Source organism: Clostridium sp. UBA6640 (genome assembly GCF_002455975.1).
In the GTDB taxonomy this organism is placed as follows: Bacteria; Bacillota; Clostridia; order Clostridiales; family Clostridiaceae; genus Clostridium_J.
In genome coordinates, this window is sequence record NZ_DKLM01000143.1 from 1 (window position 1) to 23568 (window position 23568).

General features: G+C 29.4%; 25 protein-coding genes, 3 tRNA genes and 3 pseudogenes. 25 read left to right on the top strand and 6 right to left on the bottom strand.

The window, feature by feature from the left end; translation table 11 throughout:
• Positions 1-61 precede the first annotated feature (61 nt).
• From B2W91_RS15825 to B2W91_RS15835, 3 genes are all read left to right on the top strand, one after another.
• Positions 62-137: transfer RNA gene (locus tag B2W91_RS15825), tRNA-Pro, on the top strand.
• Between the two features lie 20 nt (positions 138-157).
• Positions 158-231 (top strand) — tRNA-Gly (locus B2W91_RS15830).
• A gap of 106 nt (positions 232-337) precedes the next feature.
• Positions 338-414 (top strand) — tRNA-Arg (locus B2W91_RS15835).
• 715 nt (positions 415-1129) lie between these two features.
• On the opposite strand, the gene B2W91_RS15840 is transcribed toward B2W91_RS15835, so the two are convergent.
• A complete protein-coding gene (locus B2W91_RS15840; protein WP_291582680.1) occupies positions 1130-1858 on the bottom strand; it encodes a hypothetical protein in 729 nt (242 codons plus the stop codon).
• A gap of 372 nt (positions 1859-2230) precedes the next feature.
• Between B2W91_RS15840 and B2W91_RS15845 the strand changes: the two genes are divergently transcribed.
• The 15 genes and pseudogenes from B2W91_RS15845 to B2W91_RS15915 all read left to right on the top strand — a co-directional run bounded on the left by B2W91_RS15845 (position 2231) and on the right by B2W91_RS15915 (position 14788).
• On the top strand, positions 2231-2563 hold the full coding sequence (locus B2W91_RS15845) for an ArsR/SmtB family transcription factor (protein ID WP_291582682.1): 333 nt from the start codon (positions 2231-2233) through the stop codon (positions 2561-2563).
• Between the two features lie 79 nt (positions 2564-2642).
• Complete coding sequence (locus B2W91_RS15850) at positions 2643-2849, top strand: hypothetical protein (RefSeq protein ID WP_291582684.1); 207 nt, start codon at positions 2643-2645, stop codon at positions 2847-2849.
• A gap of 111 nt (positions 2850-2960) precedes the next feature.
• Positions 2961-3773 carry a DUF4346 domain-containing protein gene (locus tag B2W91_RS15855; protein ID WP_291582686.1) on the top strand — a complete coding sequence of 271 codons (813 nt, stop codon included), beginning with the start codon at positions 2961-2963 and terminating at the stop codon, positions 3771-3773.
• 203 nt (positions 3774-3976) lie between these two features.
• On the top strand, positions 3977-4768 hold the full coding sequence (gene arsM, locus B2W91_RS15860; RefSeq protein WP_291582688.1) for an arsenite methyltransferase: 792 nt from the start codon (positions 3977-3979) through the stop codon (positions 4766-4768).
• A gap of 723 nt (positions 4769-5491) precedes the next feature.
• A complete protein-coding gene (gene arsD / locus B2W91_RS15865; protein WP_291582690.1) occupies positions 5492-5863 on the top strand; it encodes an arsenite efflux transporter metallochaperone ArsD in 372 nt (123 codons plus the stop codon).
• A 20-nt stretch (positions 5864-5883) separates the two neighbouring features.
• A pseudogene (arsA, locus tag B2W91_RS15870) lies at positions 5884-7636 on the top strand (arsenical pump-driving ATPase).
• A gap of 133 nt (positions 7637-7769) precedes the next feature.
• Positions 7770-8816, top strand: coding sequence for an ACR3 family arsenite efflux transporter (gene arsB, locus B2W91_RS15875; protein ID WP_291582692.1), 1047 nt, complete (start codon positions 7770-7772; stop codon positions 8814-8816).
• A gap of 141 nt (positions 8817-8957) precedes the next feature.
• Positions 8958-9281 (top strand): ArsR/SmtB family transcription factor, encoded by a 324-nt coding sequence (locus B2W91_RS15880; protein ID WP_291582694.1) that lies wholly within the window; start codon positions 8958-8960, stop codon positions 9279-9281.
• 15 nt (positions 9282-9296) lie between these two features.
• The gene (locus tag B2W91_RS15885; RefSeq protein WP_291582696.1) at positions 9297-10940 is read left to right on the top strand and encodes an FAD-dependent oxidoreductase; all 1644 of its coding nucleotides are present in this window, start codon (positions 9297-9299) and stop codon (positions 10938-10940) included.
• A 94-nt stretch (positions 10941-11034) separates the two neighbouring features.
• A complete protein-coding gene (locus tag B2W91_RS15890; protein WP_291582698.1) occupies positions 11035-11475 on the top strand; it encodes a C-GCAxxG-C-C family protein in 441 nt (146 codons plus the stop codon).
• A 108-nt stretch (positions 11476-11583) separates the two neighbouring features.
• On the top strand, positions 11584-12519 hold the full coding sequence (locus B2W91_RS15895) for a CobW family GTP-binding protein (RefSeq protein ID WP_291582700.1): 936 nt from the start codon (positions 11584-11586) through the stop codon (positions 12517-12519).
• A 176-nt stretch (positions 12520-12695) separates the two neighbouring features.
• Positions 12696-13067 (top strand): ArsR/SmtB family transcription factor, encoded by a 372-nt coding sequence (locus tag B2W91_RS15900; protein ID WP_291582702.1) that lies wholly within the window; start codon positions 12696-12698, stop codon positions 13065-13067.
• 171 nt (positions 13068-13238) lie between these two features.
• On the top strand, positions 13239-13439 hold the full coding sequence (locus B2W91_RS15905; RefSeq protein WP_291582705.1) for a DUF4177 domain-containing protein: 201 nt from the start codon (positions 13239-13241) through the stop codon (positions 13437-13439).
• A gap of 325 nt (positions 13440-13764) precedes the next feature.
• On the top strand, positions 13765-13926 hold the full coding sequence (locus B2W91_RS15910) for a YegP family protein (protein WP_291582707.1): 162 nt from the start codon (positions 13765-13767) through the stop codon (positions 13924-13926).
• Positions 13927-14275: 349 nt separating this feature from the next.
• A complete protein-coding gene (locus B2W91_RS15915; protein ID WP_291582709.1) occupies positions 14276-14788 on the top strand; it encodes a ferritin-like domain-containing protein in 513 nt (170 codons plus the stop codon).
• Between the two features lie 339 nt (positions 14789-15127).
• Here B2W91_RS15915 and B2W91_RS15920 read toward each other — a convergent pair whose 3' ends face one another.
• Both B2W91_RS15920 and B2W91_RS21135 read right to left on the bottom strand, forming a co-directional pair.
• Positions 15128-16477: an FAD-binding oxidoreductase gene (locus tag B2W91_RS15920; protein ID WP_291582711.1), complete on the bottom strand. Its 1350-nt coding sequence runs from the start codon at positions 16475-16477 to the stop codon at positions 15128-15130.
• Positions 16478-16869: 392 nt separating this feature from the next.
• Positions 16870-17210 (bottom strand): annotated as a pseudogene (locus B2W91_RS21135) (transposase); the annotation flags it as partial.
• A gap of 12 nt (positions 17211-17222) precedes the next feature.
• Here B2W91_RS21135 and B2W91_RS15930 point away from each other — a divergent pair.
• A pseudogene (locus tag B2W91_RS15930) lies at positions 17223-17345 on the top strand (helix-turn-helix domain-containing protein); the annotation flags it as partial.
• Positions 17346-17602: 257 nt separating this feature from the next.
• A complete protein-coding gene (locus tag B2W91_RS15935; protein ID WP_291582713.1) occupies positions 17603-17848 on the top strand; it encodes an AbrB/MazE/SpoVT family DNA-binding domain-containing protein in 246 nt (81 codons plus the stop codon).
• Positions 17849-18056: 208 nt separating this feature from the next.
• Here the strand turns inward: B2W91_RS15935 and B2W91_RS15940 are convergent, their stop codons facing one another.
• Positions 18057-18404 (bottom strand): YmaF family protein, encoded by a 348-nt coding sequence (locus tag B2W91_RS15940; protein ID WP_291582715.1) that lies wholly within the window; start codon positions 18402-18404, stop codon positions 18057-18059.
• 414 nt (positions 18405-18818) lie between these two features.
• Here B2W91_RS15940 and B2W91_RS15945 point away from each other — a divergent pair, with 414 nt between their 5' ends.
• Positions 18819-19058: a PepSY domain-containing protein gene (locus B2W91_RS15945; protein ID WP_291582717.1), complete on the top strand. Its 240-nt coding sequence runs from the start codon at positions 18819-18821 to the stop codon at positions 19056-19058.
• Positions 19059-19230: 172 nt separating this feature from the next.
• On the opposite strand, the gene B2W91_RS15950 is transcribed toward B2W91_RS15945, so the two are convergent.
• Complete coding sequence (locus tag B2W91_RS15950; protein ID WP_291582719.1) at positions 19231-19584, bottom strand: YmaF family protein; 354 nt, start codon at positions 19582-19584, stop codon at positions 19231-19233.
• A gap of 722 nt (positions 19585-20306) precedes the next feature.
• Here B2W91_RS15950 and B2W91_RS15955 point away from each other — a divergent pair.
• Positions 20307-20579 (top strand): hypothetical protein, encoded by a 273-nt coding sequence (locus tag B2W91_RS15955; RefSeq protein WP_291582721.1) that lies wholly within the window; start codon positions 20307-20309, stop codon positions 20577-20579.
• Between the two features lie 338 nt (positions 20580-20917).
• On the top strand, positions 20918-21217 hold the full coding sequence (locus B2W91_RS15960; RefSeq protein WP_291582790.1) for a phage terminase small subunit-related protein: 300 nt from the start codon (positions 20918-20920) through the stop codon (positions 21215-21217).
• 91 nt (positions 21218-21308) lie between these two features.
• Here the strand turns inward: B2W91_RS15960 and B2W91_RS15965 are convergent, their stop codons facing one another.
• The gene (locus B2W91_RS15965) at positions 21309-21656 is read right to left on the bottom strand and encodes a YmaF family protein (protein ID WP_291582722.1); all 348 of its coding nucleotides are present in this window, start codon (positions 21654-21656) and stop codon (positions 21309-21311) included.
• A 733-nt stretch (positions 21657-22389) separates the two neighbouring features.
• Between B2W91_RS15965 and B2W91_RS15970 the strand changes: the two genes are divergently transcribed.
• Together B2W91_RS15970 and B2W91_RS15975 are read left to right on the top strand one after the other, a co-directional pair.
• The gene (locus tag B2W91_RS15970) at positions 22390-22731 is read left to right on the top strand and encodes a hypothetical protein (RefSeq protein WP_291582724.1); all 342 of its coding nucleotides are present in this window, start codon (positions 22390-22392) and stop codon (positions 22729-22731) included.
• A gap of 347 nt (positions 22732-23078) precedes the next feature.
• On the top strand, positions 23079-23264 hold the full coding sequence (locus B2W91_RS15975; RefSeq protein ID WP_291582727.1) for a phage terminase small subunit-related protein: 186 nt from the start codon (positions 23079-23081) through the stop codon (positions 23262-23264).
• The last annotated feature ends 304 nt before the right edge of the window (positions 23265-23568 follow it).

Below are 23568 nucleotides of genomic sequence, written 5' to 3' on the forward strand. Positions count from 1 at the left end.
CGAATCCCTTAAAACGCACCATTTTTTATTAATATATTAATTGAGTGATAAATTCAAATATCGGGGTGTGGCGCAGATGGGAGCGCGCGTGGTTTGGGACCATGAGGTCGCAGGTTCAATCCCTGTCACCCCGACCACTTAATTTTAAACTTGATATGCGGGTGTAACTCAATGGTAGAGTGCTAGCCTTCCAAGCTAGTTACGAGGGTTCGATTCCCTTCACCCGCTCCAATTATTTTTTGTACTAAAGATAAATTTTAAAGCATACCAATTACTAAATAGTGTTCATAAAAACACAAATATATTTAGTAATTTTTTTGTATAAACTAAAAATTATGCACCTATAGCTCAGCTGGATAGAGTGGTGGACTTCGAATCCAACGGTCGCAGGTTCAAATCCTGTTAGGTGTACCAAAATCATTGAAAATGGGGGATTTATGAAAAGATAAATTTCCTATTTTTTTATTTTCACACACTTTTCCCACATTAAAAGTTAAAAAAACAAAAGCATTATCAGAGGAATTAAAGTTAAGTATTGACTCTATATATGACTTAATATATTCAAAATTAACGCTTTTTATAGACAAGGTTACAAAGGAATATTAGCAGACAGAAGAATATAAAACCCATGAAAAACATGAAAATATAATTAAAAAATATTGGGAGAATAAAAAAAGCATTTGAAAATAAATATAGTAAGGATACTTATGATAATTACCATGATGTGTTTGGAGTATTAGGGGAAGAGGAAAAGCTAAAAGAGTTTAAGAAACAATATAGAAAAACAGGAATGTCAAAGTAGTTACTATGAGAACTACCAAAGTAATTACAGCTATAATAATAGCAGTTACTGCATATCAGAACAAAGTAACTACACAGATAAAGAGAAAGAATATCTAAAAAAGATTTATAAAGCATCAGCAATGAAATTACACCCCTATATTGTTAAAGATGATGGCGAAGCAATGAAGTTCTTAAATCAACTAAAAGAAAAATGGGATATATAAATTTAATTAATAGATTCTTTGAATAAAAAATATAAAAGAGGTTCAAATTTACACATGAACCTCTTTAAATTGCACATTATCTAATATAACTGCTAAATAGCCATACAATTAGCAAGTATAATTTAAGCTTCTATATTCAATTGTTTATTATTATTATCATTTTTTTCATTTGATGTATTATTTTCTTCTTGATTTTCAATATTAATTTCTTTATTATAAACTTTATTTGTATTTGATTTACTAATTTCAGAATTAATTTTTTTATCTAGCCCTGATATTCCATGTCTAAGCTTTTTCATTTGCTTAGCTATATATGAGTCTTCAGCAATGTCTATATTCTCAATGGTTTCTAAATAGCTTAATTCTAATTTTAAAGTAGCTTTTGTTGATTTTAGTGCTTTTGCATTTTCTAACTTACTATTTGACTCTATAAGTTCAATAAGTGAGCCAGATACTATAACACCGTCTTTTTCTTCATCATTATATTCATTTTTGGTATTCGCTTTATTTTTTTCCTCTAACTTTTGTTTTTCTTTCTCTTCTTCAATAATTTGAGCCTCTAGAATTTCTCGTTCTATGTCCCTTATTTCTTCATTTAGAGATTTTAATTTTTCTTTTAACTCTTCAGGTTCTAATTGTTTCTCTTGTAATTCTTGTTTTTGCTTTAATAAGTTTTCTTTTACTTTATTTAGGTTGTCAAGAATACTATTCCTATTTTTAGTATTCATTTTAAGTGATTTTGAATTATGTTCGTCATTATCATTTAACTTCTTAGTGTCATCATTATATTTATGTCCAAATTTTGTGTAATTGTTTAAATTTAAATTTAAATCTATTCCTCTAATATTCATAAATACTCACCTCCATAGATATTTTCGTATATATTCCTTTTAAATTAATGCATTTAATATATTTATACTAAATTATTCAAATGTATAAATAGCTTTCTAAGAATCTTATAATGCAATTGAATTATTTAAGAAAAATAAAGTGTAAAAGTGTTGGCTAAAATTATTAGCTATAATCATAGATAAAACAATAGTAGATTAATTGATTTAGGTATACAAATATGTACAATAAAAGAAAACCATAAGTGTGAGGATATTCTAGTTTTATAAATTAAATGTATGAAGGTATGTTAATTATTGACAGGTATGATATCCAGATATATAATAAAACTAATCTATATCAAAAAAAGTTGATATAGATTAGGAGGTGTAGATATGCATCAAGATAAATGTACCACAGGGGCACCTAGAATATTTAAAAATGATGTTAGTTATTTTGATATAAATAAGCTAAAGCAGGTGTCAAGGATAACAAATGCTTTAAGTGACCCTATTAGATTACAAATGATTTATTTACTAGAGCAACGGGAAGATATTTGTACTTGCGAGTTTCAAGAATTACTAGATTTGACCCAACCAAAGGTTTCATATCATCTTAAGGTTTTAATGGATGTTGGCATAATTGAAAGAAAGGTCGTAGGGAACTGGAGATATTATAGCTTAATTAAAAAAGACATATTAAAAAAAGTAAAACTTCTATTAGATTAATTTTTTAAAGTCTATATCAAAAAAAATTGATACAGACTAGGATACTACTATAGTTATTCTTTTATGGAGGGGTAATAAAATGAAAGAAAATATTTATATTAAAGGCATTAAAGAAAGCATACAAATGGCTATAGAGCTTCCAAAGTGTAGAAAATGTGGTTGCATGAAAGAATCTTTAGAGAATATGAAAAATAAGCTTTCAAATACTAAGAAAAATGAACTTTCGGAGCTTTTAAAGGAGGTGGAAAATTCAATAAATAAAATGGAGCCTACCAAATATACTTGACTAGGATGCAAACAATGCTGGTCAGCAGATATTATAAATGCTTTCGATGAAACTTTTACCGAATTAATTAGTATCTATTCCATAGAAACTAATTTAATTAATGGTGATGAATTGGATATACTTCCTGCTGTTGGTGAGTATCATGTATTGTCATTAGAGCTAAGCAATACTATAGCAATATCTACATTGGGAAACGCAGAATTAGCAGACAAGATAGCTAGATTAAAACCAAATGGATTAAGTATCGTAGGAAAAACAGAAACAGAAAATATAGGTGTTGAAAAGATTATAAAAAATGCACTTTCTGTACCTTCAATAAAGTACCTAATACTTTGTGGAAAGGATTCCGAAGGACATTATAGTGGAAATACAATAGTATCTCTTTTAAATAATGGTATCGATAATAATATGAGAGTTATTGGTGCTAAGGGAAAGAAACCGGTGTTATCTAATACAACAAAAGAACAAGTAAATGCTTTCAGAAAACAAATAGAGGTTACTGATATGATTGAATGTGAAGATTTAAATAAAATTTTAGAAAAAATACAAGAGCTTTCTGAAAAAGTCATATCTAATTGTTGTTGCGAGGGAAAGTATCCTTTATATAATAAAAAGCCAATAATCTCAACAGTTGATATAATAAACGCTGAAGAAAAGGACCCTAATAAAGTTAAATTAGACAAAGAAGGATATTTTGTAATTGTGCCTAAAGTCGAAAATAATGCAATTCTAGTTGAACATTACAGTTACAACAATCAATTACTTCGTATAATCAAAGGAAAAGATGCAAGAAATATCTATTGGACTATAATTGAAAATAGATGGGTAAGTGAAATGAGCCATGCAGCTTATCTAGGCAAAGAACTTACAAAAGCTGAATTATCAATTGAGTTAGGGTTTAAATATATTCAGGATAAAGCATAACTTAAAACTAATAATACATAATTTGCTAAAATTATTCCATAATATGGATTAGAATAAAATATTATTTAGTTAGGAGCATGAATAGTGAATAAGATAGCAAATATTAAAATGTTGGAGATAATAAATGTTAAAATTATAGAGTGAGTTATAAAGGAAGTTGAAAATAATTGTAAATATAAAAATAATCAATGGAGGCAAAAAAGATGAGTGATTTTAAAAAGGTAGATGTTAGAGATGCTGTTCGTGATAGTTATAAGAAAATAGCTATAGGAAATTTAAAAGAGAATGGCTGCTGTAGTGGAGGCCTTAATATTAAAAAATCTTCGATAGAGATATCACGTAAAATTGGATATTCTGATGAAGAAATATCAACTGCTCCAGAGGAAGCTAATATGGGATTGGGCTGTGGAAATCCACAGTTGATAGCTAATCTTAAAGAAGGTGAAACTGTTATAGACCTTGGAAGTGGAGGAGGATTCGACTGTTTTTTAGCTTCAAAGAAAGTTGGGGCTAAGGGATATATTATTGGAGTTGACATGACTCCAGAGATGATTAATAAATCAAGAGTTATGTCTAAGAAGTATAAATATAGAAATGTAGACTTTAGATTAGGAGAAATTGAAAATCTTCCTATAGCAGATAATACTGCAGATGCAATTATTTCAAATTGCGTTATAAATTTATCTCCAAATAAACAAAGGGTATATAATGAAGTTTATCGTGTATTAAAAAATGGTGGTAGAATTGCTATTTCTGATATAGTTCTTATTAGAGAATTAACAGAGGAAATGAAGCAAGATGAGAAACTTTATTGTGGATGAGTTACTGGAGCATCTTCAGTTGAAGAATTAGAATCATATTTAGAAAAGGCTGGCTTTAATGATATTAAAATTGAAACTCAAGAAGTACCAAAAGAATATGCTGAAAAATGGGCACATAACTTAAAAGTTGGAGAATATATTATGTCTGCATCAGTAAGAGCAATAAAATTATAAAATTTGATATTAGTTATATTTATGATAAGAACTAAAAACTGAATAATTTACTTGAACACCACAAAATTCAAATATGAATTTTGTGGTGTTTTTATGTCGTATTTCAAATATTTTGTGAAGCAAGAAAGGAAAATATAAAGTGAATAAGATAAAAAGATAAACTAAAGAGCTAGTCTATGAATTAGCACATGAAGAAGCTAATAAAACAGGTAAAAGCTATAGTGGATGTATATCTAGAGATCTATGTAGCCCAAATAAACTTAGTTCTATTTTAAGAAAATAATACTTATATTATAGAAAATATACCCAAAAGCAAATAATTATAGGATTATATCTTAAATGGCTATAGAAGGAGTATCTACTTTAGAAAAATTTAAATAGAAAAGATAAATAGTTAGAGGTAGTAAAGAAATATAATTTTACTATCCCTACATTTTTGTTATCAATAATCAATTACTTACATAATATAAAAATATATAGATAATGATGTATGTATTTAAATTTTATATACTAATTTTCAATATATATATTGACAACATATAGATAATAGTCTATATTATACACATAGACAGTCATCTATATGTAACTAATTAAAATTAATTTAGTGTATGAATAATACTCAAAAATAGCTAAAGTATTATCTTATTTAAACAAACATTGCTACTTACAGATGAAAATACATCTGTAAAAATAAATTTTATTTAATAGAAGGAGTGAATTAATATGAAAAAAATGATTATATTTGATCCAGCTATGTGCTGTTCAACAGGAGTTTGTGGCCCAAGTGTAGATCCAGAATTATTAAGAGTTGCAACTGTATTAAACAATTTGAAAGACAAAGGAATATTAGTTGAGAGGTATAACCTTACTAGCAATCCGCAGATATTTGTTGATAATAAAGTAATAAATGAAATTTTAAACAAACATGGAGTAGAAGTGCTTCCAGTAATAATGGTGGATGGTGAGATTGTAAAAACAAAAGCTTATCCAACTAATCAGGAATTTTCTAAATTACTAGATATACCAGAGGATTATTTAAAAACTACAATCAAAATAAAATCTAATAATTGTTGTTGTGACGGTGGATGTTGTTAGTATAGAAAAGAGGGATACGAATGTTTAAGGATTTTAATATATCAGATATAAATTTAACTAAATATTTATTTTTTACTGGAAAAGGTGGAGTTGGAAAAACTTCGACAGCTTGTGCAACAGCTGTTTCATTAGCCGATGAAGGCAAGAAAATTATGCTTATAAGTACCGATCTAGCTTCAAATCTTCAAGATGTGTTTAACACTAAACTTACCAATAAAGGTGTTGCTATAAAAGAAATACCAAATCTAGTAGTAGCAAATTTTGATCCTGAGGAAGCGGCAACTGAATATAGAGAAAGTGTAATTGCTCCATACAAAGGTAAATTACCACAAGCTGCTATAAATAATATGGAGGAACAACTTTCAGGATCATGTACTGTTGAAATAGCTGCATTTAATGAGTTTTCAAGTTTTATAACAGATGAAAAAGCAGCAAAAGAATATGATCATATTATATTCGATACAGCTCCAACAGGTCATACACTTAGGATGCTACAACTTCCTTCTGCTTGGAGTAATTTTATTAGCGAAAACGTCCATGGTGCATCATGTCTTGGACAACTTTCAGGCTTAGAAAGTAAAAAAGAGATTTATAAAAATGCTGTTGCTACTTTAGCTGATAAGGAAAAAACTACCCTTATTCTTGTATCACGTCCAGAGGTTTCGCCATTAAAAGAAGCCGAAAGAGCATCTATAGAACTTCAGGATATAGGGGTCAACAATCAAATTTTAGTTATAAATGGACTTCTTAAAGAACATGATGACTCCCTTTCAGCTGCTATTTATAATAAACAACAGGATGCATTAAAGGATATACCTGAAGGAATTAAAAATATCGAAACCCTTGAAATTCCATTAAGGCCTTATAATGTAACAGGTATTGAAAATGTAAGAGCATTTTTAAAAGAAAGCAATGTTAGATTTAACAGTGAAGAGTTAAATGTTACTGATATTTCTAATTTAAATAATGTAATAGAGGACTTATATACTAGTGATAAAAAAGTAATATTTACGATGGGGAAAGGTGGAGTAGGTAAAACTACTATAGCTGCTACAATTGCATTAGGACTTGCTAAAAAAGGTAAAAAAGTTCATTTGACAACTACTGATCCAGNNTCCAGCAGCACATCTAAAATTTGTATTAGAAGAAAGTCATGGCATTACATTAAGTAATATTGATGAAAAGGAAGAACTTGAAAAGTATAAGGAAGAAGTACTAAGTAAAGCTAGGGAAACCATGGGTGAAGATGATCTTGCTTATATACAAGAAGATTTAAGATCTCCTTGTACTCAAGAGATTGCAGTGTTTAGGGCTTTTGCTGAAATAGTAGAAAGATCAGAAAATGAAGTTGTAGTTATTGATACTGCACCAACTGGTCACACACTATTACTATTAGATTCAACTCAAAGCTACCATAAAGAGATACAACGCTCACAAGGAGATATTCCAGAGTCTGTTAAGAAACTTTTACCTAAATTAAGAGATGAGAAGGAAACAGAGGTTATTATTGTAACACTTGCTGAAACAACTCCAGTTTATGAGGCTATGAGATTGCAAAAGGACTTGGAAAGAGCTGACATATATAGTAAGTGGTGGATAATTAATTCAAGTTTCTATGCAGCTAATACAACTAATAATATTTTAAAAGTAAAAGCAAGTAATGAGGTGCAATGGATAAATAAAGTTAATGAAATATCAAAAGGAAATTTTGCACTTATAGAATGGAAACCGGGAGAAATAAAAGGAGATAAACTTTATCAGTTAATCGATTAGAACCAAAATTCCACTACAAAACAATAAAAAATCTTTGTAGTGGAATTTTAAAAATAATAAATCAGATAGGAATTATTTTATAGGAATATAATTATATAAAAAATAAAATGTTTGAGTAAAAGGAGTGATAAGTATGAGTAAAGAGAACGCATCTGGAATAGGATTTTTTGAAAGATATCTAACAGTATGGGTTATAGCTTGTATGGTTTTAGGTGTGCTTATTGGAAAGTTTATTCCTGCTATTCCAGACTTTTTAAATAAGTTTGAGTATGCTAATGTCTCTATTCCGATAGCAATACTTATTTGGTTAATGATTTATCCTATGATGATGAAAGTAGACTTTCAAAGTATTAAAAATGTGAGAAAAAATCCGAAGGGGCTATTTGTAACATGGGTTACTAATTGGCTTATTAAGCCATTTACTATGTTTGGTATAGCATCACTGTTTTTTTATGTAATATTTAAAGGATTAATTCCTGCAAATCTTGCAAAGGATTATCTTGCAGGAGCAGTATTATTAGGAGCAGCACCATGTACCGCTATGGTTTTTGTATGGAGCCACCTTACAAAAGGAGATCCTGCATATACAGTTGTGCAAGTAGCAACTAATGATCTTATTATTCTTATCGCATTTATACCTATTGTTAAATTCCTACTAGGAATAAGTGATATATCAGTACCATGGAATACACTTATTTTATCAGTTGTTCTTTTTGTAGTTATTCCATTATTGGGAGGTATTTTAACAAGAGTATTCACTACTAAAAACAAGGGAAAAGAGTATTTTGAAAAGGAGTTTATTCCTAAATTCAATAATGTAACAGTGATAGGATTACTTTTAACTTTAATAATTATATTCTCATTCCAAGGGGATGTAATTATTGAAAATCCATTACACATTATTTTAATTGCAATACCACTTATTATACAGACTTTTTTAATTTTCTTTATTGCTTATATAGCAAGTAGAATACTAAAGCTACCACATAATGTTGCAGCACCTGCAGGTATGATTGGAGCATCTAATTTCTTTGAGTTATCTGTAGCAGTAGCAATTGCATTATTTGGAACAACATCACCAGTAGCACTTGCTACAATTGTGGGAGTTCTTGTAGAAGTACCTGTAATGTTGATACTTGTTAGGATTGCTAATAATACAACTGAATGGTTCCCCAAATAAGTAGGTCATAACAAATAAGATATAAATTATAATTAAAAGCCCCCTGTTTAATACAGTGGGGTTTTATCCAAGGATTATTGACACAATATATATGAAAGTATATATTGTGAATAGACAAACATCTATATAAGGAGTGATTAAATGAGTTTAAATTACGAAGAAAATTCAAAGATTATGAAGGCTGTGTCTGATCCAAATAGATTAAAAATAATTGATATTCTATCCTGCGGAGAGAGATGTGCTTGTGATATATTAGAGTACTTTAATTTTACACAACCAACACTATCACACCATATGAAAGTATTAATTGATTGTGGTATTGTAGATTCTAGAAAAGAAGGTATATGGAATTATTATTCATTAAATAGGTCTAATTGTAATAAATTAGTGCTATTCCTTATGAATCTTGTAACAGATACAGACGATTGTATATGTAAAGATAAATCAAAGTGTGAATGTAAATAAAAGGAGGAGAATTCTATGAGGATTTTAGTTATAGGGGCTGTAGCAGCAGGAACTTCAGCAGCAGCAAAGGCTCGTAGAAACGATGATAAAGCCGAAATAATTATATACGAAAAAGATAAAGATATATCTTTTTCAGGCTGTGGACTTCCTTATTACATAGGTGGAGAAATAGAAGACATTGCTGAACTTACGCCAAGAGATTCAATATTCTTTAAGAAGAAATATAATATTGATATCTTTACAGAGCATGAAGTATTAGATATAAATTCGCAAACTAAAGAAATTACAATTAGAAACTTGCACACAAATAAAGTGTTTATAGATAACTATGATAAGTTAGTTATTGCTACAGGTGCAGAACCTTTTATGCCTAATATAAAAGGTATAGATAGAGAGAATGTATTTTTCTTAAGAAATGTTCAAAGCGCTAGAAATATTAAGAGCTTTATAGAGGCAAAAAAACCACAACATGCAATAATTGCTGGAACAGGTTTTATTGGCTTTGAAATGCTAGAAAATTTAATGTCTGATGGGATAAATGTAACTATTGTAGAAAAGGAAAATAAAATAACACCTAGTCTTGATGAAGATATGGCTGCTTTTTTAGAGAACACTTTAAAGAAAAGAAATATTAATATTATAAAAAATGCTAGCATTGTTGAAATAAGTGAAGGTAAAGCTATTTTAGATAATGGAAAAGAATTAAAATGTAATATGACCATTATGGCTACAGGTGTAAAACCTAATATTAAATTAGCAAAGGATACTGGAATCGAAATCGGGATTACTGGCGCCATCAAAGTGACCACGAAAATGGAAACAAATGTAAAAGATATATATGCCTGCGGTGATTGTATAGAAACTTTTTCAATGGTTACAGGGAAGCCAATTTATAGACCATTAGGTTCAACGGCTAATAAGACAGGAAGAATTGCAGGAGATGTAGTTACAGATGGTACTTTAGAATATAGAGGAAATTTAAGTACAGGGATATTTAAAATTTTTGATGTCACAATTGCAAATACAGGATTATCTGAAAAGGAAGCAATATGTGAAGGATATGATATAGCTATATGTCATAATATTAAGCCTGATAAACCAACATATTTTAATGGTAGAGAAATGATTATTAAAGCCATTGCAGATAAGAAAACAGAGAGAATATTAGGAGTACAAATTATAGGTTATGAGGGTGTTGATAAGAGAATAGATGTATTTGCCACATTAATAACATATGGAGCAAAGATTGATGAACTTTTCCACTTAGATTTAGCTTATGCACCGCCTTTCTCAACTACTAAAGATCCTGTTCACTATACAGGTATGATATTAGATAATGCAATTAATAAGGGAAGACCGATTATTACTAGTAAAGAGGTTGAAAATCTAATAAATAAGGGAGAAAGGGTTCAGATTATTGATGCAAGAGTACATAAACAATATAATGAGGCGCATGTAGATACAGCAATAAACATATCACATAATAATCTTAGAGAAGAACTTCACACATTAGACAAGGATGTTTTAACTATAACATATTGTAATAAAGGTGTAACTGGAAATGCAGCTCAAAATATATTGCTTAATCATGAATTTAAAAAAGTTTATAATCTTTCAGGAGGACATAAATTTTATAATGCAATTAAAAATAAACAGTAACTTATATTAATGCGAGTTAACCTATATTATCTTATAATATGGGTGTTTATAGAATATAATCTCAGTGCTAAATAATGATTTAGGGGGTAAAGTAATGAATAGTATTGATTTTGATAAGGTAAGAGAAATTGCTGAAAACTATTATAGAAATGGAGATTTTTATTGCTCAGAGGCAGTAGTTAAAACTATTAGAGATGAATTTGAGCTAGAAATTTCGGATGATGCTATAGCTATGGCATCAGGGTTTCCAGTAGGAATGGGAGGATCAGGATGTACTTGTGGGGCTATAACAGGTGGAATAATGGCACTTGGGATGGTGTTCGGAAGAAAAGAAGCAAAAGACCCAAGAGTTGGAAAGGCTATGGAACTTAGTAAAAAGCTACATGATGATTTTAAAGGAAAACACAATAGTCTTTGCTGTAGATTTTTAACAAAAGGTATGGAATTAGGGTCAAGAGAGCATATGAATCAATGCATAGCCTTTACAGGAGAAGTAGCGGAAAAAGTAGCAAGAATAATAGTAGAAAATAGATAAGTAATATAAAAAAATATTATATCTATAGATGAAGAAGTTATTGATGATAAGAAAAATTAATCACATTAATTTATAGCTATGATGAAAATATAGAGGGGGATAAATAAAATGGTTGGGGATAAAATTAACTTATATGTTTTAACTGGATTTTTAGGTTCTGGTAAGACTACTCTTCTTTTAAGGTTACTGGAGCTTTTAAAAGAAGAGAAAGTTGGAGTTATTCAAAATGAATTTGGAAAGCTAGGTATTGATGGAACTATATTAAAAAGAGATAATATTGAAATGGTGGAAGTAAATAGAGGCTCAATATTTTGTTCTTGTTTAAAGGCATCTTTTACACAGGCATTAGCTGAGATGTCTAAATTAAATTTAAAATATTTATTTGTAGAGAGTTCAGGACTTGCAGATCCTTCTAATGTAGAAGAAATACTTGAACAGGTTAAGGTTTTAGAAGGAGATGTTTATAATTTTAAAGGGGTACTATGCTTAATTGATGGAGTTAACTTTATAGAACAACTTCAAGATTTAGAAACTGTTAATCGTCAATTAAAGCATTGTCATATGGCTGTAATAAATAAAGTAGATTTAATTAGTGAAAGTGAATTGCAGAAAGTAATAGAAGAGATTAGAAAAATAAATCCAATATGTGATATAGTAATATGTTCATTTGGAGAATTTAGTATGGACTTTTTAAAGAAAGATTTATTAAAAAATAAATGGATTGAAGGAGAAGAAAGTACTAACACTGTAGAGACTAAGCCTAAAAGCTTAACTATGAATTTTAATGGAATAGTTAAAAAGGGTGAGCTTGAGAAATTCTTAGATATTATAAAAGTAGACAGTTATCGAATTAAAGGTTTTTTTCACTTAGAAGAAGGATGGAATCAAGTGGACGTAGTTGGTAAAAACATAGATTATAAATCCTGTGAAGCTAAAGAAAGTTCGCAATTGGTATTTATATCAAAAATAGGGCCTAATATAATTAAACCTATAATTAATAATTGGAATGAGATTATAGGAGAAAAAATGGAATTAAAGAATTAAATCTCAGAATTATTATATAGAAACAGAAGTTGGAAGCGGCTTCTGTTTTTTATTTTCCAATAAATATTTGCATAATTGTTTCTAATGTACTTAAAAATGATAAAGATATTACAATTAACAGAAATATTTTTTAAGATACTATATGATTATAAATTATTCACATAGGAGGATGTAATATGGATTTAATACAAGTGATAAAGTCACTTGGTGATGAAACGCGTATGAGAATATTAAATATACTTAAAGACGGTGAACTATGTGTATGTGAAATAGAAGTCTTATTGGAGATTAATCAATCTAATGCATCAAGGCATTTAAATAAGTTAACTAATGCAAAAATACTTGATTATTATAAAGTAGCTAAATATGTTTATTATAAATTAAATGAAAATACTACAAAGGAATATGAGTTTATAAAAGAAATTATAGAAAAATATGCACTAGAATCAAAGGATTGCCAAAACGATTATAAAAGATTAAATAAATATCGAGATAGTGGTCTAAATTGTGATGAATTAAAAGAAGGAAAATTAATCTTTGATAAATAAAGATATATATTAACAAAAAGTCAGGTTATACTGACTTTTTTTATTTAAATAAGCTAATAATAAATTAACTAAATAAAAATATAATACTAAGATATAAATTAATTATGGATATTTACAAGTATTTCCTTAAAAAATATAATGTTAAAAAATAAATAAAGGGAGGATATTTAAATGAAGTGGGAATATAAGGTTATAAAGATTGAAGAATTTCAATCTTTAAAAGACTCTACTCAATTACAACAAACACTCAATAATTATGGTTCAGAAGGATGGGAACTTATAGGTATCTTACAGCAAAAGGATGGTGGAGGATGGGTATCAAAACCACATACTGATATGGTAACTTTCAAAAAACAAATAGAAGATTATTAATAATTTTTATATAATATATGGTATTGTTAAGGTCAATAATAATTAAAAGGAAACTAATAATATCTTTAAGATGTAAAAGTTATAATAGTCAAAAAAGATTAATAAACGCTAAAAAAGTAAAGATAAGTATAACTGCATATAGGTAACTAGGTGCTTCTTTATTTCCCTTTTCTATAGTACTTAGAAAACTAGGTGTTATTTTTAGAAAAGTGTAAAAGCTTAAAGGAACAAAAGTCATTATAGCTTGAGCAGAGCAATGCAAGTATAAATAATACATAATTTAATAAAATAGTTAGCATACTAATGCATAAAAAGAGGTGAGCATATGCCAAGTGAAGATAAATGGGAATTTTATAAAGATAATGATGGAAAATGGAGATGGAAAAGAACTGCTCCCAATGGAAGAATAGTCGGTGCTTCTGATGAGGGATATGTAAATAGATTAGATTGCATAGGAAATGCTAAAAGACATGGTTACAAAGGTTAAGTATTAAAAGGGATTTTAAGAAAGCTCTTTTTTAGTGCATAAAATGAGCTAATAGATAAGGAAAATTATAAAGATGTTATTGTAAAAGATACTATATATATGAAAAGATAAATTAATAGCAATATATAGCATTAAATAGAGAGTCGATAGAATAGAAGTTAAGTTGCATTATGAAGTAAATACATTAGAGTGCATTGAAGAGCACCCAGATATGTTTAAGGATAAAATAGAGTTAAACAGAAATAATTATACGCTATGACCCTCCTATATTTTTAGTAGTATAGCTATTATGAATATAATTGGACATTGATGAATAGTATGTTATAGAAATACTTTATAGGAGGATTGAATGAGTTATACTAATCCACATGGGCAACCACAGGGAGTTGCTATACTTGATACAAATAGATTAAGAGAGATATTGATAGCTGAAATTTATGCGATAAATGGATACGCTCACCATATTGCCAATTCAAATATGGAAGATGTCAATGAAGCGTGGAGAAGTATTATGAGAGATGAGAAAAAACATTATGGTATGATTCTTTCATTGCTTCGTAAATATGATCCAGCACAATACCAAGCATATTTAGATCATATTAACGATGAGTCAGGACCTAAATCGCCTATGCAAACATATAAACCAAACTATGATAAGCAGATAATCTTAAATAATATAAGAGAAGACATAAAAGGTGAACTTGAAGCTATTGTCTTATATGAACAGCATTTAGCTATTATACCCTATGAGGATGTAAGGCGTGCATTGTACTCAATAATCAATGAAGAGAAGGGTCATGTTGAGCATTTAACACAACTATTGCTAAAATATGATACAGACAAATATGATGGTCTTAAATAAGATATATTAAATTAGATGGAGTCCCTAACAAGGCTCTTTTTTGTAAAAAATAAACGAATAGCAATTAGCAATAGGATGGTGGCATGACAGATATTAGAGTTCTAAATATGAAGGAATAGGATAAAAGGATTATTTAAATGATATAAAATATAAAGATAGCTTAAAAAGTTTATCAGTACCTAATTTTAAAAACCGTTTAAAAATCAGATAAAGGATATATGTATAATACACCCCTTATCATATTATTTAATAATAGCTTTTAGTCAGTAAAATAAGAAAAACACATTAAAGATTTCACTATTATAAGTGAATACAAATTTATATCTTTTTAATTTATTTTTAGTTGCAATCAATTGCAGGTGGTATACTTTGTGGGAATCTAAAGACATTCTCTGGATCGTATTTAGCTTTCACTTGAGTTAATTGATAGAAGTTTTTACCGTAATAGGCGTCAGGCCAGTTCACGATAGAAAGATCAGGTGTATTGACGTAAACGCCTTTGGTATATGGTAACATAGCTCGATGAAAGTCCTCGACCCAACGTATGCCAGCAGCAGCTTCTTCAGGCTTACTCCAAGTAGCAAATAATGACATGTTCGAAAAAGCACGACGATAAAAATAGGCTGTACACCAATTCGGCACCCTGGCCACTGCTCCTCCTAAGCCATGGAAAAAAACAAAAGCAGAGGAGGTGGCTGGATGGTCGATGAAACTACGAATTACTTCAATGCCTTTATCTGGTAGTAGATCATAAACGTATGGCCCAACACTCTTGAAAGGTAAAGGTGTTGCTGGCTGAAGAGCTGTTATTCTGTCTACAGCTTCAAGCCAGGGCATTTCTTCAATGGTCACTTTCTGTGGGGAACCAGCTTGAAGTAAAGGCTGAAGTAAGTGACGTAGCTCTTTAGCTGAGCCGAGGAAAACTCCTTGCATTATAAGTGCAGATTGTTGTCCTGAGCCAATAAATAGTGTTGGAGTGAGTCGTTCATCAGCACTAGGTGTGGTATAGTTCTGCCAAGTTCTAAGAACTGGCTCCAAGTCTTTTAGATCCCAGCTGATTTCAGCAAATCCAACTGTATCAATACGGTGTGTACGGAAACAGAAAGAGGTACATACACCGAAGTTGCCGCCACCACCTCCACGAGAGGCCCAGAATAGATCGGCATTGTAATCGGCACTGGCGTGGAGTACGCAGCCATCAGCGTTAACCAATTCCAGTTCAAGCAGATGGTCGAGAGTTAATCCCCATTGTCTTGATAGAATGCTGTGTCCACCACCTAGAGTTACCCCACCAATGCCTGGAGTCGGACACACGCCACTTGGCACAACTAACCCTTCAGCTCCAAGTATCTGATATAAGGCAAAGTTCCTTATACCAGTTTGCACTGTGACAGTACCTAACTTATGATTTATTTCAACTTTGTTCATATCGCTTACATCGATTACTATACCGGCATCAAGAACTGACAAAGCCTCATAGCTATGACCACCAGAACGTATACGTATAGGTACTTTCCAATAACGTGCCCATTGCACGGCATTTACTACTTCTTGCGTCTCTTGGGCATAGACAATAACTAATGGAAATTTATTAAAAAAGATATTAAAATCTTGACGATCTACGTTATATTGAGGATCTTCGGGTGTAACAATACGCCCTGCAAGTTTAGGCTCTTTACAGTGGTACATAAAACATCTCTCCTTATCTCTTGTATAATTTGTTTGGTAATCATAGAATATATTATGCTAATAAAGATATAGATGACTCGAATATAGCAAAAAATTAGATAAAGCAAAGCAGCAATAATCTATTATTATCTAACTTATAGTATTTTTAGGGTATATTTCTTTTTTATAAATCTACATTATAGAATTAAGTTAATCTTCTAATAGATGAATTAAGTATATTTAGATGTGGAATCGATGATTAAATCCAAATTAATTGTATGGGGTTTATATGAATAAAAGTAAGCATATTGAATAGTTAAAATCAGAATATGAGAAGGCAGAACAGAAGATATGAATAAAATTTTTAAATTAATAGAAAGTAAAAAATGTCCTTATGCCCTAAATTTTTGATATTAAACGTATACTATATATAGCTGTGCTTCAAATAGCTCCTCTGGAGCTTTTATTTGAGTATTTTTCTAGAGCGTGTGTTCATTCAATTTTCTATAAATGCAATATCATCGGAACTATAATTTTACATATGTTTTCACTTTGGGATAAATCAACGGAAGATCGTTATGACGTTCATTAGTTCCTTTCTCAAAGTGTGATATAAGGATGAGTAAATGTATACCTTTGTATTAGTATTAGTTTCAATTGTAGATAGATTGGCAAATTCAGGGTCATTGTCACTAGTTATTGTTTTGAATACTTGGTTAAAGTAGCCTCTGTATAAGCTACGGACACTTTTAAGATTGGAATCATTATATTAAAAGCATATAAATATAGGATTTATCTAAATGAGCAACAAAAACTATATTTATCAAAGATTTTCCATTGTATTAGATTTATTTATAATAAAATGTTAGGACATAGGATAGAACATTATAACTAAACTAGTGAAATGCTTAAAAGTTCTCTTTTAGAGAATAAATTTGTCCAAACTATAGAACACATCATGATAGAGATTATAATGCCAGTAAGAACTTAGAAAACTTGATGGCCTAATTAGGCAACGTTGAGGTAAGGACTACCTTGTAAGCTTGGACAAACTTGTTTTGTGAAGAATATTGACCAAGAAGCTCACACTTCTAAAGTGGGAGTAGTTCACTATAAAAATAGCCAATAGATACGGAGGAATATATTATGAAATCAACAGGAATAGTAAGAAAAGTAGATGAGTTAGGTAGAATGGTAATACCGAAGGAGTTAAGAAGAACTTTAGATATTAATATTAAAGATGGCTTAGAGATATATGTAGATGGAGAACAAATTATATTAAAAAAATATGAGCCAGCATGTGTATTTTGCGGAGAAGCTAGCAACATTAAAAATTATAAAGATAAAAATATTTGTAGTGGCTGCTTGGATAATTTAAGAAGTAGATGTTAATAGAAATCTTTTAATCCAAAGGTCGTGAGTTCCAATCTCGCTAGGTGCATAATAGATAAAGCTAGAGAAACCAATGGTTTTCTAGCTTTATTATTTTGTAAAAAACTAAGAAAATTTTTAGAAAGCATCTAGGTAACTAGATGCTTTCTAAATGTTATCAACTATTTATATTTTTAAATGAGGATAAAAAGATCTCTCCATTATATTATTAACTCGACGGAGCTTCAATAAGAGTAGTAAAAATAAAATGATGAATATGTCCATCATCTAATGTTGTAGTACCTGTTGTTAAGTGAATATGTTTACCATTGCCAACATCGATAGCTGGTCCTGTAACTACATCTATTTCATGATAGTGATCTGAGAAAAAATCAGTATTAGCTAAGATAGCATGAACGTGAGAATTACCCATAGGAATAACTGGCCCTGAAACACCAGCAAATCTATGATTATGTCTATCATTTCCTTGTTCAGCTAATTTATCGCTTCCTAAGAACTCGTGAACATGAGTTTTACGACTATTAAGATTTTCAGCTCTTAAGTATTCATCTAACATAATAACACCCCCTTATACAAAATATTCAGGAGGTCAAATATTTATACTATGCAATAATTTTCAAAAAGGTAAGTGCATGAATGTAAGAAAACACAAGGCTTTATTAGAGCCAAAAATAGGGAAATCATTTTGAATCAATTCATAACCGTATAGCTTTTGATAGAAGGGTAACAGAGACACTTTGTATGTTAAGAAGATAAAATTAGTAGTTCAAAGTTATATTAAAGCAGTTACTTATGTAGATGTTTTTTACGCTTAAAAAGAATTAGAGAAGCAGAGTGTAAATAATAGTTTAAAAGAGTAAATGTAACTTTTAGAAGAAGTAATTTAGAATTATATATTGCTAAAATCACCAATTGTTAAAGAGCTGAGTACAATAATCATATAACTACTAAAAAGGAAGAGATTAACATAATGAATGATTTTTATTACAAATTATGGGATGATTATCTAGGAAGTTATAGAATCAGTCCAAAAGAAGCTGTTCAAATTGCGTTACAATATATTCCCTATCAATTGGTGGAAATTGGTTTAGGTTCCGAGAACGAAATATTAATTTATAAAGTTACTGTAAGAACTCCTATTGGAGTGTATGAGGTAAAAGTAGATACTAGGACCGGGGAGGTACTTGGAGTCAGCAAGAAGCGTGGATAAAGTTAAAGACCTTAGGAATTTAATAGAAAATACTAATATAAAAATTATTAAAGAAACGTATTATTCTAATAGTATCATAAAGAAATATCCATTAGGATATCTAGATGCTTTTAAAATTTTATTAAGCATTTATATTTAAAAAGGGAGATAAAAAATCTCCCCCATTTTATTATTAAGTCAACGGACTTAGAATAAGAGTTGCAAAAATAAATTGATGATTATGACCATCAACTAATGTTGTAACACCTGTTGCTAAGTGAACATGCTTGCCATTACCAACATCGATAGCTAGTCCTGTAATTACACCTATTTCATGATGATGGTTTAAGAAAAAGTCAGTATTAACTAAGATAGCGTGAACGTGAGAATTACCCATAGGAATAACTTCGCTTGTAACGCCAGCAAATCTATGATTATGCCTATCATCGCCTTGCTCAGCTAACTTGACACTCCCTAAGAATTCATGAGTGTGAGTTTGAATTTGGCAATTGTTAGGGTCTTCAGGTTTTAAGCATTCATTTACCATAATAGCACCTCCTTATATACAATATTCAATAAAGGAAATACTGACATCATGTAAAAAATTAGAAAAGAGTGAAGTATATGAATGTAAAAAAAGAAGAAAAACTTTATTAGAGCTAAATAAAAGCTAGATAGCTATGTGCTTTTCATTTACATATGAAACAACATTTATATACATTTATGAATAAGCTTTATATTATATTTATAGAAAGCCAAGTCCTTTAAGAAAAACATTAAAAAACTTGACTTGAGAAATAATAGTGGCAATAGGAATTAGAGGTTTTTGTGAACTTTGTGGTGAATTTATTAGAAAAATAATGGAAATATTTTACTTATTAAGAAGATAAAAGAGCAATTTTAAATTATATTAAAGCACTTACTTATGTAGGTGCTTTTTTTAGTCGTCTTCTTATAGTACTTAGGAAACTAGGTGCTATTTTATTTTGATGTAATAGGTACTCTGTGCATTATTAACTTAATCAAAATAAAAAAGGAGAGATACAAATGTTAAAACCACTTATTTGTCGTATGGGATAAAAGAGTAAATTATAAAATGAAATTAAGAAAATTATATATTAAATTAGCTTTTTTTTTATTATAATATTTTTTAAATCACAATTTTTCATAATATTTATATATTATAATTAGGAGCAATTAAGAATGTACAAGCTATTGATAAATTTGACATTTAAGATAAAAATTATAAAATAATTGGGGGAATTAATAATGAGTAATCAAGATTTATTTAGCCTTTTTGATTCCAATAATGATTTTGATGATTTCTGTGATAGAGATGGAAGAGACGATTGTAGAAGAGAACCAGATAGGTGCAGAAGAGAATTAGCAGAGTGCAGAAGAGAATTAGCAGAGTGTAGAAGAGAACTAGAGAAGTGTAGAAAAGAACTAGAAGAGTGTAGAAGAGAACATTGTAGAAGAGAATGCAGAAGAAGATGTGAAAGAGAGTGCAGAAGAGACCATTGTAGAAGAGATGATTGGTAATACTCTTAATGAGATCAAATAATAAAATTTTATATGTTATAGTAATAGATTTAAATAATTTATAACTCCCTAGAATTGGCATTTAAATACCAATCCCTTTAAAGATTCTATTGATTCTTTAAAAATATTTACTTGCAGAAATTTCTGAAGAAAACTACGAAGTAAGATAATTTAGTTCTGCGGAAGAGTTTTATAGTAAGTAGGGTACCAGCCAAACAGATTACAATGTTAATGCATTAAGCTAGATTTAAGACGCTCATTTAGATGGGTGTCTTTTTCTTATATCCAAAACGACACAATTATGGTGATGTGGTGGTAATGAACTAATAGCAAAACAGATAAGCCACAACAGAGATAAGGCTAGGAAGATGTACTTAGAATCTAATGGAACTATGAAATTAATTGATATTGCAGCAACATTAAATCTTAAAGATTCTCAGATTAGAAAATGGAAGTTACAAGATAAATGGAAAGATAAATTAAAAGAAATGTTACCAAAAGTTAATAATAACGTTACTAAAAGGGTAAGAGCCTCAAAAAGTAATAAAAATGCTTTAGGTAATTGTGGAGGGGATCCATTAAAAAGTAAAAGTGTGAAACTCATGTTTTTTCTAAGTACTTTCCAGAGGAAACATTAGAGCTTATAGAGATAATAAAAGAAAAGAGTCCATTACATATACTTTAGGAATTTATATTTAAAAAGGGAGATAAAAAATCTCCCTCATTTTATTAAGTCAACGGACTCTCAATAAGAGTCGTGAAAATAAACGGATGATTATGACCATCAACTAATGTTGTAACACCTGTTGTTAAGTGAACATGCTTGCCATTACCAACATCGATAGCTAGTCCTGTAATTACACCTATTTCATGATGATGGTTTAAGAAAAAGTCAGTATTAACTAAGATAGCATGAACGTGAGAATTACCCATAGGAATAACTTCACTTGTAACACCAGCAAATCTATGATTATGCCTATCATCGCCTTGTTCAGCTAACTTGACACTTCCTAAGAATTCGTGAGTGTGAGTTAGGCAATTGTTAGAGTCTTCAGGTTTTAAGCATTTATCTGCCATAATAGCACCTCCTTATATACAATATTCAATAAAGGAAATCTTGACATCATGTAAAAAATTAGAGAATAGTGAAATATATGAATATAGAAGAAGAAAAACTTTATTAGAGTCAAATAAAAGCTAGATAGCTATGTGTTTTTCATTTGAATATGAAACAACATTTATATACATTTATGAATAAGCTTCATATTATATTTATAGAAGGTCAAGTCCTTTAAGGAAAATATTAAAAAACTTGATTTGAAAAATAATAGTGGGAATAGGAATTAGAGGTTTTTTTGAACTTTGTGGTGAATTTATTAGAAAAATAATAGAAGCAATTTGCTTATTAAGAAGATAAAAGAGCAATTTTAAATTATATTAAGGTACTTACTTATGTAGGTGCTTTTTAAGTCGTCTTTTTATAGCACTTAGGAAACTAGGTGCTATTTTATTTTGATGTGACAGGTACTGTGTATATTATTAACCTAATCAAAATAAAAAAGGAGAGATACAAATGTTAAAATCACCCATTTGCCCTATGGGTGGAAAGAATAAATTACGAAATGAAATCAAGAAAATTATGTATTAATCTAGTTTTTTTTTATTATGTATTTTTTTTATTATAATGTTTTTTTAATCACAATTTTTCATAATATTTATATATTATAATTAGAAGTAATTAAAAAATGTACAAGCTATTGATAAATTTGACATTGCAGGCAATAATTATAAATTAATAGGGGGATTAGTAATGAGTAATCAAGATTTATTTAACTTTTTAGATTTCAATAATGATTTTGATGAATTCCGTGATGGAGATGAAAGAGACGATCATAGAGGACATCGAGATGAGTGCAGAAAAGACTTAAGAGAGTGCAGAAGAGAACTAGGAGAGTGTAGAAGAGAACTAGATGAGTGCAGAAGAGACCAAGATGATTGTAGAAAAGATCAAGATGAGTGCAGAAGAAGATGTGAGAGAGAGTGCAGAAGAAGGTGCGAAAGAAAGTGTTGTAGAAGAGACCATTGTAGAAGAGAACGCTGTGATGAAGATGATGGACTACTCTTTTTATTATTTCTTCTCTTCTTCTTATAATATTGATTTAATAAAATCAATATAGGGCTTACCAATAATACTTTTACTAAGATTAAGTAATAAAAGTTTATATGTTATAATAATAAATTTAAATAATTTATAATTATCTAGGATTGGTATTTAAATGCCAATCCTTTTAAATGTTTTATTGATTTTTTAAAAATATTTACTTGCAGAAATTTTTAAAGAAAAGTTACGAAGTAAGATAATTAAGTTCTACAAAAGAGTTTTATGGTAAATAGGTTACAATGTTAATGCATTAGGCTAGATTTAAGACGCTTATTTAGACGGGGCCTTTTTTCATGTCCCAAACAATATAATTATGGTGAGGTGGCGATAATAAACTAATGGCAAAACAAATAAGCCACAACAGAGATAAGGCTAGGAAGATGTACTTAGAATCTAATGGAACTATGAAATTAATTAATATTACGGCAATATTAAATCTTAAATATTCTCAGATTAGAAAATGGAAGTCACAAGATAAACGGAAAGATGAATTAAAAGGAGCATTACCGTTAAATAAAAGCTAGATAGCTATGTGCTTTTTAGTCGGATATGAAACAATATGTACACACATTTACAGACAAGCTTCATATTATATTTATAGAAAGCCAAGTTTTTTTAGAAAAATACTGAAAAACTTGACTTTAAAAAAGTAATGGAAATGGGAAATAGGAAATAGAGGTTTTTACGAATTTTGTAATGAATTATTAGAAAAGTAAAAGAAGCACTTTGTATATTAGGAAGATAAAATAGCAATTTAAAATTATATTAAAGCACTTACTNNAGGTTGTATTATTAACTGTGGAAATTGAAAAGAGTGCATGGCGTAAA

What these genes read in the sequence shown, in the direction of transcription:
- B2W91_RS15885 (WP_291582696.1), top strand. Translation starts at nt 9,297, where the DNA reads ATGAGGATTTTAGTTATAGGGGCTGTAGCAGCAGGAACTTCAGCAGCA.
- B2W91_RS15890 (WP_291582698.1), top strand. Translation starts at nt 11,035, where the DNA reads ATGAATAGTATTGATTTTGATAAGGTAAGAGAAATTGCTGAAAACTAT.
- B2W91_RS15905 (WP_291582705.1), top strand. Translation starts at nt 13,239, where the DNA reads ATGAAGTGGGAATATAAGGTTATAAAGATTGAAGAATTTCAATCTTTA.
- B2W91_RS15900 (WP_291582702.1), top strand. Translation starts at nt 12,696, where the DNA reads ATGGATTTAATACAAGTGATAAAGTCACTTGGTGATGAAACGCGTATG.
- B2W91_RS15920 (WP_291582711.1), bottom strand. Translation starts at nt 16,477, where the DNA reads ATGTACCACTGTAAAGAGCCTAAACTTGCAGGGCGTATTGTTACACCC.
- B2W91_RS15845 (WP_291582682.1), top strand. Translation starts at nt 2,231, where the DNA reads ATGCATCAAGATAAATGTACCACAGGGGCACCTAGAATATTTAAAAAT.
- B2W91_RS15945 (WP_291582717.1), top strand. Translation starts at nt 18,819, where the DNA reads ATGAATGATTTTTATTACAAATTATGGGATGATTATCTAGGAAGTTAT.
- B2W91_RS15955 (WP_291582721.1), top strand. Translation starts at nt 20,307, where the DNA reads ATGAGTAATCAAGATTTATTTAGCCTTTTTGATTCCAATAATGATTTT.
- B2W91_RS15940 (WP_291582715.1), bottom strand. Translation starts at nt 18,404, where the DNA reads ATGTTAGATGAATACTTAAGAGCTGAAAATCTTAATAGTCGTAAAACT.
- B2W91_RS15935 (WP_291582713.1), top strand. Translation starts at nt 17,603, where the DNA reads ATGAAATCAACAGGAATAGTAAGAAAAGTAGATGAGTTAGGTAGAATG.
- arsD (WP_291582690.1), top strand. Translation starts at nt 5,492, where the DNA reads ATGAAAAAAATGATTATATTTGATCCAGCTATGTGCTGTTCAACAGGA.
- B2W91_RS15840 (WP_291582680.1), bottom strand. Translation starts at nt 1,858, where the DNA reads ATGAATATTAGAGGAATAGATTTAAATTTAAATTTAAACAATTACACA.
- arsB (WP_291582692.1), top strand. Translation starts at nt 7,770, where the DNA reads ATGAGTAAAGAGAACGCATCTGGAATAGGATTTTTTGAAAGATATCTA.
- B2W91_RS15975 (WP_291582727.1), top strand. Translation starts at nt 23,079, where the DNA reads ATGGCAAAACAAATAAGCCACAACAGAGATAAGGCTAGGAAGATGTAC.
- B2W91_RS15950 (WP_291582719.1), bottom strand. Translation starts at nt 19,584, where the DNA reads ATGGTAAATGAATGCTTAAAACCTGAAGACCCTAACAATTGCCAAATT.
- B2W91_RS15850 (WP_291582684.1), top strand. Translation starts at nt 2,643, where the DNA reads ATGAAAGAAAATATTTATATTAAAGGCATTAAAGAAAGCATACAAATG.
- B2W91_RS15910 (WP_291582707.1), top strand. Translation starts at nt 13,765, where the DNA reads ATGCCAAGTGAAGATAAATGGGAATTTTATAAAGATAATGATGGAAAA.
- B2W91_RS15970 (WP_291582724.1), top strand. Translation starts at nt 22,390, where the DNA reads ATGAGTAATCAAGATTTATTTAACTTTTTAGATTTCAATAATGATTTT.
- B2W91_RS15880 (WP_291582694.1), top strand. Translation starts at nt 8,958, where the DNA reads ATGAGTTTAAATTACGAAGAAAATTCAAAGATTATGAAGGCTGTGTCT.
- B2W91_RS15915 (WP_291582709.1), top strand. Translation starts at nt 14,276, where the DNA reads ATGAGTTATACTAATCCACATGGGCAACCACAGGGAGTTGCTATACTT.
- B2W91_RS15895 (WP_291582700.1), top strand. Translation starts at nt 11,584, where the DNA reads ATGGTTGGGGATAAAATTAACTTATATGTTTTAACTGGATTTTTAGGT.
- B2W91_RS15965 (WP_291582722.1), bottom strand. Translation starts at nt 21,656, where the DNA reads ATGGCAGATAAATGCTTAAAACCTGAAGACTCTAACAATTGCCTAACT.